The following is a 15,602-nucleotide window of genomic DNA, read 5'->3' on the forward strand; positions in this document are numbered from 1 at the left end:
CCACGACGGGAGTTGATATCACCGATAACATCACCCATGTACTCTTCCGGCATAGTTACTTCTACTTTCATGATTGGCTCAAGTAATACCGGATTACCTTTCTTCATAGCATCCTTGAATGCAAGGGAACCTGCAATATGGAATGCCATTTCAGAAGAGTCGACTTCATGATAAGAACCATCATATACAGTTGCATGAACACCAAGTACCGGGAATCCGCCAAGGATACCAGCTTTGGATGCTTCTTCGATACCTTCACCAACTGCCGGGATATATTCTTTTGGAATAGAACCACCAACAACTGTGGATTCAAACTTGAATGTTTCTTCACCATTTGGATCCATTGGCTCGAATTTAACTTTACAATGACCATACTGTCCACGACCACCGGACTGTTTAGCATATTTGCTGTCAACGTCAACTGGTTTTGTGAATGTTTCTTTGTAAGCAACCTGAGGAGCACCTACGTTAGCCTCAACCTTGAATTCACGTAAAAGTCTGTCTACGATGATTTCAAGATGAAGTTCACCCATACCAGCGATGATTGTCTGGCCAGTTTCCTGATCTGTATGAGCACGGAATGTAGGGTCTTCTTCAGCAAGTTTAGCTAAAGCTTCACCCATCTTGCCCTGACCAGCTTTTGTCTTAGGCTCGATTGCGAGCTCGATAACTGGTTCTGGGAATTCCATGGACTCAAGAATAACCGGATGCTGTTCATCACAGATTGTATCACCTGTTGATGTTACTTTGAAACCAACAGCTGCTGCGATATCACCGGAATAAACTTTATCCAGTTCTTCTCTCTTATTAGCATGCATCTGAAGAACACGGCCAACACGTTCTTTTTTCTGTTTTGTAGAGTTGTATACATAAGAACCGGAGTTCAATGTACCGGAGTAAACACGGAAGAATGCGAGTTTACCTACAAATGGGTCAGCCATAATCTTAAATGCTAAAGCTGCGAAAGGTTCTTCATCAGAAGAATGTCTTTCAACTTCATTACCGTCCATATCAACACCCTTGATTGCAGGAATGTCAACTGGAGATGGCATAAATTCTACAATTGCGTCCAGTAATTTCTGAACACCTTTGTTTCTATATGCTGTACCACAGCAAACAGGAACTGCTTCACAGTTACATGTTGCTTTTCTTAATACAGCTTTCAGTTCATCATTGCTTGGTTCTTCGCCTTCAAGATAAGCCATCATTAAATCATCATCTAATTCGCAGATTTTTTCTACGAGTTCTGTACGATAAAGTTCAGCATCATCCTGCATATCTTCTGGGATATCAACGATAGAAATGTCATCACCTTTTTCATCATTATAGATGTAAGCCTGCATTTCAAACAAGTCAATGATTCCTTTAAATTCATCTTCTTTACCGATTGGTAACTGAATGCAGATTGCATTTTTACCTAATCTGTTACGAATCTGATCTACTGCTGCGTAGAAGTTAGCACCAAGAATGTCCATCTTGTTAATAAATGCCATTCTAGGTACATTGTATGTGTCAGCCTGACGCCATACATTTTCAGACTGAGGTTCTACACCGCCCTTTGCACAGAATACACCGACAGCACCGTCGAGTACACGAAGGGAACGTTCAACCTCTACTGTAAAGTCTACGTGTCCAGGGGTATCAATGATATTGATACGATGCTCTAAAGCACCTTCCTTTGGTTTACAGTGATCCTGCAATGTCCAGTGACATGTTGTGGCAGCAGAGGTAATTGTGATACCTCTTTCCTGTTCCTGTGCCATCCAGTCCATTGTTGCAGTACCTTCATGAGTATCACCAATTTTATAGTTAACACCGGTATAGTACAAAATACGCTCTGTTGTTGTTGTTTTACCAGCATCAATATGCGCCATGATACCAATATTTCTGGTTCTCTCTAATGGATATTCTCTTCCAGCCAAGGATAATTCCTCCTTATAAATCAGTCAGGCAGCAAGACAAAGCTTACCATCTGTAATGAGCAAATGCTTTGTTTGCTTCTGCCATCTTGTGCATGTCTTCTTTCTTCTTAACAGATGCACCTGTGTTGTTTGCTGCATCCATAATTTCATTAGCGAGTCTTTCTTCCTGAGTCTTCTCGCCTCTCTTACGAGAGTAAAGTGTGATCCATCTGAGTGCTAATGCCTGTCTTCTGTCAGCTCTTACTTCGATTGGTACCTGATATGTTGCACCACCGATACGACGAGCTTTTACCTCTAATACTGGCATTACATTGTTCATAGCTTCTTCGAAAACTTCTACTGCATCTCTGCCAGTTTTCTCTGCCACTCTCTCAAATGCACCGTATACAATCTTCTGAGCAACACCCTTTTTACCATCTAACATAATGTTGTTGATCAATTTTGTTACAACCTTGTTATTGTAAATAGGATCTGCTAATACGTCTCTTTTTGCAATATGTCCTTTTCTTGGCACGTTACTTCCCTCCTTAATATTGCCGTCCGAAAACTCCGAACCGGCTATTTAATTCATAGGTACTCACCAGTGCTTCCCTGCAACACTTCATGAGTCTTCCATGACCGGGTCATCCCCGTTTGCGTGAAAGCCTCATTACTCAAAGAAGCTTCCCTACGTGTTCGCGCCGAATCGCGTTTTATATCAACCTGCAACCTAAGCTGCCTGGTAAAATAATGCTACATTCGCCGCAATAGTATTTGGTTTGGAAACAGTATTATTTCTTAGCGTCCTTAGGTCTCTTAGCACCGTATTTGGAACGAGCCTGTCTTCTCTTAGCTACACCAGCTGTATCGAGAGTACCACGGATAATGTGATATCTTGTACCTGGTAAGTCTTTTACTCTACCACCACGGATAAGTACAACGCTATGTTCCTGAAGGTTGTGACCTTCACCTGGGATATAACTTGTTACTTCAATACCGTTGGAAAGACGTACTCTGGCGATCTTTCTAAGAGCTGAGTTAGGTTTTTTAGGAGTCGCTGTCTTAACTGCTGTACAAACTCCACGTTTCTGAGGTGCAGACTGGTCTGTAGGTCTCTTGTGAAGGGAGTTGTAACCTTTCTGAAGTGCTGGTGCTGTAGATTTCTTTTCTACAGTCTGTCTTCCTTTTCTTACTAACTGGTTAAATGTTGGCATTATTTTCACCTCCTGCGTATGATAAATAGGTTGCCGTAAATCTACGGAAATTTCAAATGTACATAACAGTTTTTGTCTGATTACGCACACTTCTTGAGTATAGCAACTATTTTTTTTCTTGTCAATTGATTTTATTAAAAGTTTTTTGGTTTTTTTACTGTACCTATAATAAAGTATATCCTTTTTTTTACTTTATAATCAAAATCCGCAGGCCTTACGCCTGCGGATTCTATGATTACCATATAAAATTACTCTTCAACAAGACCGATAACAGATGCTTCTTCAGATTCTGTGAAATCTTCGGATTCAACCGGAGCTTCACCCTCATATTCCATAGATGTATCAGATAATACCACGTCATCTTCTTCCAGTCTTACTTCAAACTCAGGCTGAACATCTGTATTCAGACGCGTTCCGCGATAACGGCGCATACCGGTTCCGGCCGGAATCAGCTTACCGATCAGAACGTTTTCCTTCAGACCGATCAGCGGATCAACTTTACCTTTGATTGCAGCGTCTGTCAGAACTTTTGTTGTTTCCTGGAAGGAAGCAGCAGACAGGAAGGAATTTGTTGCCAGAGATGCTTTTGTGATACCAAGCATAACCTGACTTCCCTCAGCCGGTTCTTTTCCCTGTTCCATAAGATTTTCATTGATTTCCTCGAAATCAAGAACATCTACCAGTGTACCCGGAAGGTAGTCTGTATCACCGCTGTTTTCAATGCGGATCTTCTTAAGCATCTGACGTACAATAACTTCGATATGCTTATCGTTGATATCTACACCCTGAAGACGGTATACACGCTGAACTTCCTGAATCATGTAATCCTGTACGGCACGAACACCTTTAATCTTTAAGATATCGTGTGGATTTACACTACCTTCTGTAAGCTCATCACCAGCTTCAATTACCTGACCTTCAAGTACTTTGATTCTTGAACCGTAAGGAATAAGATAAGCTTTTGTCTCACCTGTTTCATTGTTTGTAACAACAACTTCTCGTTTTTTCTTTGTATCTTTAATGCTGATTACACCGGCAAATTCAGAGATAATAGCAAGACCCTTCGGCTTTCTTGCTTCAAAAAGCTCTTCGACACGAGGAAGACCCTGTGTGATATCATCACCGGCTACACCACCTGTATGGAATGTACGCATTGTAAGCTGTGTACCAGGTTCACCGATGGACTGAGCAGCGATAATACCGACAGCTTCACCAACCTGAACAGCCTGGCCTGTTGCCATATTCGCACCATAACATTTTGCACACACACCGATATGAGAACGGCAGGAAAGAACGGTACGGATCTTCACTTTATCAATGCCTGCCTTGCCGACTGCTGCAGCACGTTTTGGTGTGATCATTGTGTTCGCTTTTACAAGGATCTCTCCTGTCTCAGGATCAACAATATCTTCTGCCGCATAACGTCCGGTCATACGGTCTTCAAGGCTTTCAATAACTTCCTTACCATCCATAAATGCGTTGATCCACATTCCCGGAATCTCGCCTGTACCTTCGCAGCAGTCTGTTTCACGGATGATCAGATCCTGAGAAACATCAACAAGACGACGTGTCAGGTAACCGGAGTCGGCTGTACGAAGGGCTGTATCGGACAGACCTTTACGAGCACCGTGAGCGGAAATAAAGTATTCCAGTACGTCAAGACCTTCACGGAAATTTGACTTGATCGGCAGCTCGATTGTACGACCGGAAGTATCGGCCATAAGACCACGCATACCTGCAAGCTGTTTGATCTGCTGGTTAGAACCACGGGCACCGGAGTCAGCCATCATATAAATGTTATTGTATTTATCCAGGTTGGATAACAGGGCGTCTGTAATTTTATCATCGGCCTGTTTCCATGTTTCAACAACAGCTTTATAACGTTCTTCTTCTGTTGTGAAACCACGACGGAAATTCTTTGTGATCTTTTCAATTGTCTTTTCTGCATCTTCAATGAGCTGTTTTTTTGCTTCCGGCACAGACATATCGGAGACAGATACGGTAATCGCACTGACTGTAGAATATTTATAACCTGTGGATTTAATCAGGTCGAGCACCTCTGCAGTCTTTGTTGCACCGTGTGTATTAATACATTTATCAATAATCTTCTTTAACTGTTTCTTTCCGACAAGGAAATCAATTTCAGGAACAAGATCATTTTCAGGCAGCGAACGGTCAACGAATCCGAGATCCTGAGGAATAATTTCATTAAAAATGAAACGTCCCAGTGTAGATTCAATGATACGGCTGGTCTTCTCTCCATTCACGTAACCTTCTTTACGGATCTTGATTCTTGCCTGAAGCGTAATGACTTTATTTTCATAAGCCATGATCGCTTCGTTGACATTTCGGAAGAATTTGCCCTCACCCTTATCACCTGGTTTTTCCAATGTCAGATAGTAAATACCAAGGACCATATCCTGTGAAGGAACGGCTACAGGCGCACCGTCTGAAGGTTTTAACAGGTTGTTTGGTGAAAGGAGCATAAAGCGGCATTCTGCCTGAGCTTCAACGAAAAGCGGTACATGGACAGCCATCTGGTCACCATCGAAGTCGGCATTGTAAGCTGTACATACCAATGGATGCAGCTTGATCGCCTTACCTTCAACAAGTACAGGCTCGAATGCCTGAATACCAAGGCGGTGAAGTGTAGGTGCTCGGTTAAGCATAACCGGATGTTCTTTAATAACATCTTCCAGCACATCCCATACTTCCGGCTGAAGACGTTCAACCATCTTTTTAGCAGATTTAATATTATGTGCAAGTCCGCCGGCAACTAACTCTTTCATAACGAAAGGTTTAAATAATTCGATTGCCATTTCTTTTGGAAGACCACACTGATAAATCTTAAGTTCAGGACCGACAACGATAACGGAACGACCGGAATAGTCAACACGTTTACCAAGAAGGTTCTGACGGAAACGTCCCTGTTTACCTTTAAGCATATCTGAAAGGGATTTAAGCGCACGGTTTCCAGGACCTGTAACAGGACGTCCACGGCGTCCATTATCAATCAGGGCGTCTACAGCTTCCTGAAGCATACGTTTTTCATTGCGGACAATGATATCCGGTGCTCCAAGTTCAAGGAGTCGTTTTAAACGGTTATTTCTATTAATAATACGACGATATAAATCGTTCAGGTCAGATGTGGCGAAACGTCCGCCGTCCAACTGTACCATTGGACGGATATCCGGTGGAATAACAGGGACAACTGTTAAGATCATCCATTCCGGACGGTTTCCGGATGTACGGAAAGCTTCAACAACTTCAAGACGTTTGATAATACGTGCGCGTTTCTGTCCTGTAGAAGTTTTCAGATCTTTTTTAAGTTCTTCTGCTTCTTTTTCCAGATCAATCGCTTCCAGAAGCTCTTTGATAGATTCTGCACCCATACCTGCACGGAATGTATTACCGAATTTATCATAAGCATCTCTGTATTCCTTCTCAGAAAGGACCTGTTTATACTGTAAATCTGTCTCTCCTTTGTCGAGAACCACATAGGAAGCAAAATACAGTACCTTTTCCAGATTCCGAGGAGACATGTCAAGGATTAAGCCAAGACGGCTTGGAATACCTTTAAAATACCAGATGTGTGACACTGGAGCTGCAAGCTCGATATGTCCCATACGTTCTCTACGCACATTAGACTTTGTAACCTCTACGCCACAGCGGTCACAGACAACGCCTTTATAACGGATTTTCTTATATTTACCACAGTGACATTCCCAGTCTTTCTGAGGTCCGAAAATACGTTCACAGAATAAACCGTCTTTTTCAGGTTTTAAAGTTCTATAGTTAATGGTCTCAGGTTTTTTTACTTCACCATGTGACCAGCTTCTGATTTTCTCAGGGGAAGCAAGTCCAATCTTAATGGCATCAAATGTCATCGGTTGAAATGCTTCACTGCTCATCATTTCAGGCATTCACGACACTCCTTTCTTTAATTCAGATCCATGTCTTCATACAGGTCGAAGTCTTCACTGTCAACAGAATCATCACTGACATCGACAAATCCATTGTCTTCGACTGTCTGTTCTCTATAACCATAATCACCAAAGGACTCATCCTGATCCATATAATTCTTATGGCTGTTCATAAAATTGCGATATTCTTCATCATCCGTATAATCTACAGTTTCACCGATCTCAACCTCTGTCTGGTCATCACGCAGAACACGTACATCCAATGCCAGTGACTGAAGTTCTTTAAGAAGTACTTTGAAGGATTCCGGAATACCTGGTTCTGTAATATTTTCACCTTTGATAATTGCTTCATAAGTCTTCACACGGCCAGTAACATCATCGGACTTGAATGTGAGGATCTCCTGAAGTGTATAAGATGCACCGTATGCTTCCAGTGCCCAAACCTCCATCTCACCGAAACGCTGTCCACCAAACTGAGCTTTACCACCCAGAGGCTGCTGTGTAACGAGAGAGTAAGGACCGGTGGAACGTGCATGGATCTTATCATCAACCAGATGGTGGAGCTTCAGATAATGCATGTATCCGACAGTAACCGGACTGTCAAATTCCTCACCTGTACGTCCGTCACGAAGGCGGACTTTACCGGTACGATCGATTGGAACGCCTCTCCATTCTTCACGATAATCCATATGTTCTTCCAGATAGTTATAAGTTTCTTCAGAAAGTTTATCTTTCCACAGCTCTGTGAATTCTTCCCAGGACTTATTCACATAATCGTTGGCAAGTTCAAGTGTCTGCATAATATCTTCTTCGTCCGCACCGTTAAATACCGGTGTTTCCAATTTGAAACCAAGTGCTTTTGCGGCAAGACCTAAATGAACCTCAAGGACCTGTCCGATATTCATACGGGAAGGTACGCCTAATGGGTTCAATACAATATCCAGAGGACGTCCGTTTGGAAGGAACGGCATATCTTCCACAGGTAAAATACGGGAAACAACACCCTTGTTACCGTGACGTCCGGCCATCTTATCACCAACGGAAATCTTACGTTTCTGAGCAATATATACACGAACGGATTCATTTACTCCCGGTGGAAGTTCATCTCCGTTTTCTCTTGTAAATACTTTGGCATCAATAATAATACCATAATCACCGTGAGGTACTTTAAGAGATGTGTCACGCACTTCTCTTGCTTTTTCACCGAAAATCGCACGAAGAAGACGTTCTTCTGCTGTCAGTTCTGTTTCACCCTTTGGTGTAACCTTACCGACAAGAATATCTCCGGCACGAACTTCCGCACCAACACGGATAATACCTCTTTCATCCAGATTCTTAAGTGCATCATCACCAACACCAGGAACATCACGTGTGATGTCTTCCGGTCCGAGTTTTGTATCTCTTGCTTCTGCTTCATATTCAGCAATATGAATAGATGTATAGACATCTTCCTGAACAAGACGTTCACTTAAAAGAACCGCATCCTCGAAGTTGTAACCTTCCCATGTCATAAAGCCGATCAGAGGGTTCTTTCCAAGACCAAGCTCACCCTGAGATGTGGATGGACCATCCGCAAGAACATCGCCTGCTTCAACACGTTCATTCTTAAATACGATTGGACGCTGATTGTAGCATGCACCCTGGTTACTTCCCATGAATTTCTGTAATTTATAAACATCTCTCTTGCCGTCATCTGTCTTCACAATGATCTCGCTGGCTGCAGAACGTTCAACAATACCGCCATGTTTTGCGACAACACATACACCGGAGTCAACAGCTGCCTTCTGTTCCATACCTGTACCGACGATAGAAGAATCTGTCAGCATAAGAGGTACTGCCTGACGCTGCATGTTGGAACCCATCAGAGCACGGTTGGCATCATCGTTCTGAAGGAAAGGAATCATGGATGTAGCAACAGAGAAGACCATACGAGGGGAAACGTCCATAAGATCCACTTTGGATTTTTCAAACTCGGATGTTTCTTCACGATAACGACCGGAAATATTGTTATTCACAAAATATCCGTCCGCATCAATTGGTTCGTTGGCCTGTGCAACCGTATAATTATCTTCTTCATCAGCTGTCAGATAAACAACCTTATCGGTTACGCGAGGATTCTTAGGATCTGTTTTATCCAGAACACGATATGGTGCCTCAATAAAGCCATACTGATTAATACGTGCATAAGATGCCAGAGAGTTGATCAGACCGATGTTCGGACCTTCAGGTGTCTCGATCGGACACATTCTTCCGTAATGGGAGTAATGTACGTCTCGTACCTCGAAACCGGCTCTGTCTCGTGAAAGACCGCCAGGTCCCAATGCGGAAAGACGACGTTTATGTGTCAGCTCAGACAGCGGGTTGTTCTGATCCATGAACTGGGACAGCTGGGAACTTCCAAAGAATTCTTTAACAGCCGCTGTAACCGGTTTAATGTTGATCAGAGACTGTGGAGAAATACCTTCGAGGTCCTGAGTTGTCATACGCTCACGCACAACACGCTCCATACGTGAAAGACCAATACGATACTGGTTCTGAAGAAGTTCTCCGACTGCACGGATACGACGATTGCCCAGGTGGTCAATATCGTCATCATTTCCAATACCATATTCAAGATGGATATTATAGTTAATGGAAGCAAAAATATCTTCCTTTGTAATGTGCATTGGCACTAATTCGCTTACATTTTTGCGAATAGCGTCTTTAATAGATTCAATATCTTCATTCTGTTCAAGAATAGAACTTAAAACAGGATAATAAACTTTTTCTGAAATACCGACTTCTTCCGGATCCACATCAACCCAGCTTGTAAGGTCAACAGCCATATTGGATAAGATCTTGACAACTCTTTCTTCTGTCTGTACAAAAACATAAGGAACAGCCGCATTCTGGATCTGATTTGCCAGTTCTTCTGTGACAATTGTACCTGCTTCAGCGATAATCTCGCCTGTTGAAGTATCAACTACTTCTTCTGCTAACGGGAAGTTTTTGATTCTGTTCTTTAATGCAAGTTTCTTATTGAATTTGTAACGGCCTACTTTTGCAAGATCATAACGTCTAGGATCAAAGAACATGGCATTGATCAGACTCTCGGCACTTTCAACAGCAAGCGGTTCACCCGGACGGATCTTCTTATATAATTCAAGAAGACCTTCCTGATAATTCGTGGATGTATCCTTGGAAATACTTGCAAGGATCTTCGGTTCTTCACCGAACATATCGATAATTTCCTGGTTTGTTCCAACACCGAGAGAACGAAGCAGAACAGTTACAGGAACTTTACGTGTACGGTCTACACGGACACTGAATACATCATTCGAATCTGTTTCATATTCAAGCCATGCACCACGGTTTGGAATAACTGTACAGGAATACAGCTTCTTACCAATCTTATCATGACCGATACCATAGTAAATACCAGGAGAACGTACCAACTGGCTTACGATAACTCGCTCTGCACCGTTGATCACAAAAGTACCTGTCTCTGTCATCAGAGGCAGATCTCCCATAAAGATCTCGTGCTCGTTAATTTCATCCGTTTCTTTATTAATGAGACGCACACGCACTTTTAACGGTGCTGCATAAGTTGCATCTCTTTCTTTACATTCATCAATACTATATTTCACATCATCTTTGCATAATGTAAAATCTGTAAATTCAAGACTTAAATGGCCACTGTAATCTGCGATTGGAGAAATATCTTCAAATACTTCTTTTAAACCGGCATCCAGAAACCACTGATATGAGTTTTTCTGTACTTCAATGAGGTTTGGCATCTCGAGAACTTCACGCTGTTTTGCATAGCTCATACGAATGCCTTTGCCAGATTTCACTGGCTTAATACGCTTCATACTGTTCATTGACGGTTTTTCACCCCTTAATAATTCGAAAAGACAGTTAAAAAGTTGCTGAATTGGCAACAAAACCAAGGCCAGAAAGGCCTAAAGCTCCATACTAATTGCATCATAATATTATAGAGCAATACCCTTCCCCTGTCAAGCCCCTTTTTTTAAGGGACAGTTTCCCGGCACATTGAGGCGGGGAAACTGTCCCTTAAAAAAAGGGCTGCCGCACATTGTGCGACAGCCCATAGGATACGTATCTACAATTATTTAATTGTAACTTTTGCACCTTCAGCTTCGAATTTAGCTTTGATTTCTTCAGCTTCTTCTTTGCTAGCGCCTTCTTTAACGATCTTTGGAGCGCTGTCAACAGCTTCTTTAGCTTCTTTTAAGCCAAGACCTGTTACTTCACGAACAACTTTGATGACTTTAACTTTGTTTGGACCAACTTCTGTTAATTCAACATCAAATTCTGTTTTTTCTTCAGCTGCTGCTTCACCAGCACCTGCTGCTGCTACAACAACACCTGCTGCTGCAGATACACCAAATTCTTCTTCACATGCTTTTACTAATTCATTTAACTCTAAAACGGATAATTCTTTGATAGCTTCAATAAATTCAGCTGTAGTTAATTTTGCCATTATGATTTACCTCCAATTTAAATTTTAATAATTTCAATTAAGCTGCAGTTTCTTCGTTCTTTTCTGCAATCTGTTTAATAACACGAGCAAAGTTTGCAACAGGAGCCTGGATACTTCCAAGTAATCTTCCAAGAAGAACTTCTCTGGATGGAATTGTTGCGATAACTTTGATCATCTGATCGTCGTAGTATTCACCAGCTACGATACCTGCTTTAAGCTCAAGATTCGGCATCTTCTTACCAGCTTCGAATAAAACTCTTGCTGGAGCTGTAGCATCTTCTGTGCTTACAGCAATTGCTGTAGGTCCTTCAAGAACATCTGCGATTTTTTCCCATTCTGTTCCTGCTACGGCACGTTTGATTAAAGTGTTCTTATAAACTTTATAAGTTACACCTGCTTCTCTGAGAGATTTACGAAGCTGTGTATCTTGTTCAACTGTAAGACCACGATAATCAACAGCAACTAATGCCTGAGCGTCTTTAAGTAATGCAGCGATTTCTTCTACGATCGGCTGTTTTAATTCAACTTTTGCCACGTTGGTGCACCTCCTTATAGAATTTAAGTGTACCGCCATTGAAAAAACCTCTCTATCCATAGACAGAGAGGTTCAATAAACTATTTCAAAAAGATCTGAATATCAGATTCAATAGTCTCCCTCGGCAGGCGTTTATAACTTACACCATAACGGTACCTGCTGTCTCTGGCAGCATTCGCTTTAATAATATATCACCTTTTAAAGTGGTTGTCAATCAAAAAACCAGTAATTATGCTAATTTAACAGGATTAAGTTTGATACCAGGTCCCATTGTGGAAGAGATAACAACACTTCTTAAATACTGACCTTTAGCAGCGGCTGGTTTTGCCTTATTGATTGCTCCGATTAATGTATGGAAGTTGTCCGCTAATTTTTCTTCTTCGAAAGAAGCTTTTCCGATTGGCACATGAATAATATTAGATTTATCCAGTCTGTATTCAATCTTACCAGCTTTGATATCGTTGATAGCTTTTGTTACATCCATAGTAACTGTACCAGCTTTTGGGTTTGGCATTAAGCCTTTAGGTCCGAGTACACGACCAAGACGACCAACAATACCCATCATATCCGGTGTAGCAACAACAACGTCGAAATCCAACCATCCTTCTTTCTGGATTCTTGGAACTAATTCTTCGCCGCCTACATAATCTGCTCCAGCTGCTTCAGCTTCTGCAACTTTATCACCTTTAGCAAATACGAGTACACGAACTGTTTTACCTGTTCCGTGAGGCAGAACAACTGCACCACGAACCTGCTGATCAGCGTGACGTCCATCAACACCAAGACGGATATGTGCTTCGATTGTCTCATCGAATTTTGCACTTGCTGTCTTCTTTAAAATACTAACTGCTTCATCTACATCATAAAGATTTGTACGGTCTACTAATTTTGCAGACTCTACATATCTCTTTCCTTTTTTCATGATTAAAAATCCTCCTTGTGGTATTATCGGGAGCTACCCTCCCACTGTCTATAACAAATTAAAATTCATTCGAAATTAAATACGAGCATCCAAGCCATTACTTGACTTATTCTTCTACTTTGATACCCATAGATCTTGCTGTACCGGCGATCATGCTCATAGCAGCTTCAATGCTTGCAGCATTTAAGTCTGGCATCTTCATCTCAGCAATTTCTCTGATCTTATCCTGGGAAATTGTTGCAACTTTTGTTTTGTTAGGTACTGCAGAACCAGATTTAAGGTTGCAGGCTTTCTTTAAAAGAACTGCTGCAGGCGGAGTTTTTGTGATGAAGCTGAAGCTTCTGTCATTGTAAACTGTGATAACAACAGGGATGATTAAATCTCCTTTATCTGCAGTTCTTGCATTGAATTCTTTTGTAAACTGTACAATGTTAACACCATGCTGACCTAAAGCTGGACCAACTGGTGGTGCTGGTGTTGCTTTACCAGCAGGAATCTGTAATTTAATATATCCTGTGACTTTCTTTGCCATAATAGCATACCTCCTGAATATTGTGGTAATTGCGGGAATCTCCCTCCCACAGTCTGCTCACATATGCAGACCATTTCTGTTTTACATTTTTCGAATATCTAAGACGCTGATCTCAACAGACGTCTCACGGCCGAACATCTCAACTCCGATGGTCACCGACTGTTTTGCCTGATTAATACTGCGGATAATGCCCACAGTTTCTTCCCAGGCACCGGAAACTACGCGTACGGCATCGCCGACTTCATAATCAATCTGAACGTTTTCGCTGCTGATGCCCAGCGGAAGCATCTCTTCTTCCGTTAACGGCACAGGTTTTGACTCCGGTCCGACAAATCCGGTAACACCCCGGGTGTTACGTACTACATACCAGGTCTCGTCGTTCATGATCATGTGGAGAAGAACATATCCCGGGAAGAGTTTCTTAGGAACACTCTTCTTCTGGCCATTCTTTACTTCCATAACATTCTGCATCGGAACCTGTACTTCCAGAATCTGGTCTTCCAGATGTAAATTCTGAATAGATTTTTCGATATTCGCCTTCACTTTGTTTTCATAGCCTGAATAGGTATGAACTACATACCATTTTGCTTCTGACATACTTTCACCTTTCCTACAGCGAAATAAGGAAATCGACTCCGTAACGGAGACCAATATCAAGTAATGCGATCAACAAGCCCAATAATACGGAGACAGTGACAACGGCTGTCGTCTCTTTACGTACTGTCGTACGATCCGGCCAGATCACTCTTTTAAATTCAGCTTTAATCTGGCTGAGCTTTCCAGTCTTTTTTGCTTTTTCCATATCGCTCATACTGTTCACTCCTTGCTAACGCAAATTACTTGGTTTCCTTGTGTGATGTGTGTTTTTTACAGAATCTGCAGTATTTTTTAGTTTCCATTCTGTCCGGATGAGCTTTTTTCTCTTTTGTCATGTTGTAATTACGCTGCTTACATTCTGTACATGCCAATGTGATTCTAACGCGCACAACTTCCACCTCCACTTATATTTATTCTAATGGTCTTTAATTTTAGGCATAAAAAAAAGACCGCTTCCATAGCTCATCCATTATACAACGATATTATGTCTGCCGTCAACTGTATTTTTTCCTTTTTTCCAGATTTTAAGCCAAAAATAACACTTATCCATTCCCATATCCGATGCATATGGTCAGAAAATACACTTCTTTCACTCCTTTTTTCTTTAAAATTTCGGCACACACTTCCATTGTACTGCCTGTCGTATAAATGTCATCTATCAACATAACGCGCTCATAATCACCGGCTCTGTCCACAGCTTCAATGGATTTTGTCAGATTATGTCGACGCTCCCGGCCGGAAACTGCCTTCTGAGGCTCTGTCCACCGTTTGCGGCACAATAATTCATCCACAGGAATATCCATAAATTTTCCAATGGATCCTGCGAGAAGCTCTGCCTGATTAAATCCCCGGATACGCTTCTTTCTGCTGTGGATCGGCACCGGCACAAGAACCTGGGGATCCTTCTTCCGAATCCAGCTGCCCCACGCCCGGACAGCTTCCTGCCCATAAAAATCGGTATAGCTTTTCATCCCTTTATACTTATAATCCATAAGTGACTTTTGAATCTGACCCTCATAGACCCAGACAGCTCTCCCCTGATCAAAGCCCTTATCAAGGTTTTGTCTGCGTCGCCTGCAGTCCTGACAATATTCTACTATTTTCTCCTCATCCGACATAAGCGGTTTCCCACAGTGCTTACAGAGAGGCTCCCGTACCCGGATCAGATTTTTATAACAAACTTTATGGACTTTTTCTCGATTCATCGCCACAAGCTCTCCGCAGAGAGGACATCTCGGCGGGTAAATCCATTCCAATATATTCATCTTACCACCTCAAAAAATTGGTGCCGGCTCTCTGGCCGGCACCGTGGAACTTATTAGGTTTTATATGCGAACATACAAGGGGTTTTTGTTTTGTCGCTAATATTTCTCATTAAATAAGTTACCTGAATTCCTAAGTGACACAAACCGGTGTCAGCAGATTTTTTTTTAATATTTTTCATTTTTTATGAAATACAGTTTGAACCGTCACTTGAGGAATGATAGTGATGCAC

13 protein-coding genes and 1 other annotated feature are annotated in these 15,602 nt (G+C 41.9%); all 13 genes read right to left on the minus strand.

Annotation, left to right across the window (positions count from 1 at the left end; translation table 11 throughout):
* Positions 1 to 1,922, minus strand: a 1,922-nt coding sequence (fusA, locus tag QZZ35_RS05035; protein ID WP_291236413.1) for an elongation factor G, incomplete at its 3' end; no start/stop codon positions are given.
* 43 nt (positions 1,923 to 1,965) lie between these two features.
* Positions 1,966 to 2,436 carry a 30S ribosomal protein S7 gene (gene rpsG / locus QZZ35_RS05040; protein ID WP_291236414.1) on the minus strand — a complete coding sequence of 157 codons (471 nt, stop codon included), beginning with the start codon at positions 2,434 to 2,436 and terminating at the stop codon, positions 1,966 to 1,968.
* Between the two features lie 256 nt (positions 2,437 to 2,692).
* Positions 2,693 to 3,115, minus strand: a complete 423-nt coding sequence (gene rpsL / locus QZZ35_RS05045; protein WP_291236415.1) for a 30S ribosomal protein S12 — start codon at positions 3,113 to 3,115, stop codon at positions 2,693 to 2,695.
* Positions 3,116 to 3,363: 248 nt separating this feature from the next.
* Positions 3,364 to 7,038: a DNA-directed RNA polymerase subunit beta' gene (gene rpoC / locus QZZ35_RS05050; protein WP_291236416.1), complete on the minus strand. Its 3,675-nt coding sequence runs from the start codon at positions 7,036 to 7,038 to the stop codon at positions 3,364 to 3,366.
* A 17-nt stretch (positions 7,039 to 7,055) separates the two neighbouring features.
* Positions 7,056 to 10,898 carry a DNA-directed RNA polymerase subunit beta gene (gene rpoB, locus QZZ35_RS05055; RefSeq protein WP_291236417.1) on the minus strand — a complete coding sequence of 1,281 codons (3,843 nt, stop codon included), beginning with the start codon at positions 10,896 to 10,898 and terminating at the stop codon, positions 7,056 to 7,058.
* A gap of 248 nt (positions 10,899 to 11,146) precedes the next feature.
* The gene (gene rplL, locus QZZ35_RS05060; protein ID WP_291236418.1) at positions 11,147 to 11,521 is read right to left on the minus strand and encodes a 50S ribosomal protein L7/L12; all 375 of its coding nucleotides are present in this window, start codon (positions 11,519 to 11,521) and stop codon (positions 11,147 to 11,149) included.
* Between the two features lie 37 nt (positions 11,522 to 11,558).
* Positions 11,559 to 12,056: a 50S ribosomal protein L10 gene (gene rplJ / locus QZZ35_RS05065; RefSeq protein WP_291236419.1), complete on the minus strand. Its 498-nt coding sequence runs from the start codon at positions 12,054 to 12,056 to the stop codon at positions 11,559 to 11,561.
* A gap of 32 nt (positions 12,057 to 12,088) precedes the next feature.
* Positions 12,089 to 12,243: a sequence feature (ribosomal protein L10 leader region), on the minus strand.
* Positions 12,244 to 12,285: 42 nt separating this feature from the next.
* Positions 12,286 to 12,978 carry a 50S ribosomal protein L1 gene (rplA, locus tag QZZ35_RS05070; RefSeq protein ID WP_291234767.1) on the minus strand — a complete coding sequence of 231 codons (693 nt, stop codon included), beginning with the start codon at positions 12,976 to 12,978 and terminating at the stop codon, positions 12,286 to 12,288.
* A gap of 106 nt (positions 12,979 to 13,084) precedes the next feature.
* Positions 13,085 to 13,510: a 50S ribosomal protein L11 gene (gene rplK, locus QZZ35_RS05075; RefSeq protein ID WP_291234766.1), complete on the minus strand. Its 426-nt coding sequence runs from the start codon at positions 13,508 to 13,510 to the stop codon at positions 13,085 to 13,087.
* 81 nt (positions 13,511 to 13,591) lie between these two features.
* Positions 13,592 to 14,107, minus strand: coding sequence for a transcription termination/antitermination protein NusG (gene nusG / locus QZZ35_RS05080; protein WP_291234765.1), 516 nt, complete (start codon positions 14,105 to 14,107; stop codon positions 13,592 to 13,594).
* Positions 14,108 to 14,120: 13 nt separating this feature from the next.
* Entirely contained in the window at positions 14,121 to 14,321 is a 201-nt protein-coding gene (secE, locus tag QZZ35_RS05085; protein ID WP_291234764.1) for a preprotein translocase subunit SecE, read from the minus strand.
* A gap of 25 nt (positions 14,322 to 14,346) precedes the next feature.
* Positions 14,347 to 14,496, minus strand: coding sequence for a 50S ribosomal protein L33 (rpmG, locus tag QZZ35_RS05090; RefSeq protein WP_291234763.1), 150 nt, complete (start codon positions 14,494 to 14,496; stop codon positions 14,347 to 14,349).
* Between the two features lie 153 nt (positions 14,497 to 14,649).
* Positions 14,650 to 15,372: a ComF family protein gene (locus QZZ35_RS05095; protein WP_291236420.1), complete on the minus strand. Its 723-nt coding sequence runs from the start codon at positions 15,370 to 15,372 to the stop codon at positions 14,650 to 14,652.
* Between the last annotated feature and the right edge of the window lie 230 nt (positions 15,373 to 15,602).

Origin of the sequence: Frisingicoccus sp., from assembly GCA_016298055.1 — a bacterium.
GTDB lineage: Bacteria > Bacillota > Clostridia > Lachnospirales > Lachnospiraceae > Frisingicoccus.

Excerpts from the sequence above, each read along its gene's own strand:
- rplL (WP_291236418.1), bottom strand. The coding sequence starts at position 11,521 with ATGGCAAAATTAACTACAGCTGAATTTATTGAAGCTATCAAAGAATTA.
- nusG (WP_291234765.1), bottom strand. The coding sequence starts at position 14,107 with ATGTCAGAAGCAAAATGGTATGTAGTTCATACCTATTCAGGCTATGAA.
- rpoB (WP_291236417.1), bottom strand. The coding sequence starts at position 10,898 with ATGAACAGTATGAAGCGTATTAAGCCAGTGAAATCTGGCAAAGGCATT.
- rpsL (WP_291236415.1), bottom strand. The coding sequence starts at position 3,115 with ATGCCAACATTTAACCAGTTAGTAAGAAAAGGAAGACAGACTGTAGAA.
- QZZ35_RS05095 (WP_291236420.1), bottom strand. The coding sequence starts at position 15,372 with ATGAATATATTGGAATGGATTTACCCGCCGAGATGTCCTCTCTGCGGA.
- secE (WP_291234764.1), bottom strand. The coding sequence starts at position 14,321 with ATGAGCGATATGGAAAAAGCAAAAAAGACTGGAAAGCTCAGCCAGATT.
- rplA (WP_291234767.1), bottom strand. The coding sequence starts at position 12,978 with ATGAAAAAAGGAAAGAGATATGTAGAGTCTGCAAAATTAGTAGACCGT.
- rplK (WP_291234766.1), bottom strand. The coding sequence starts at position 13,510 with ATGGCAAAGAAAGTCACAGGATATATTAAATTACAGATTCCTGCTGGT.
- rpoC (WP_291236416.1), bottom strand. The coding sequence starts at position 7,038 with ATGCCTGAAATGATGAGCAGTGAAGCATTTCAACCGATGACATTTGAT.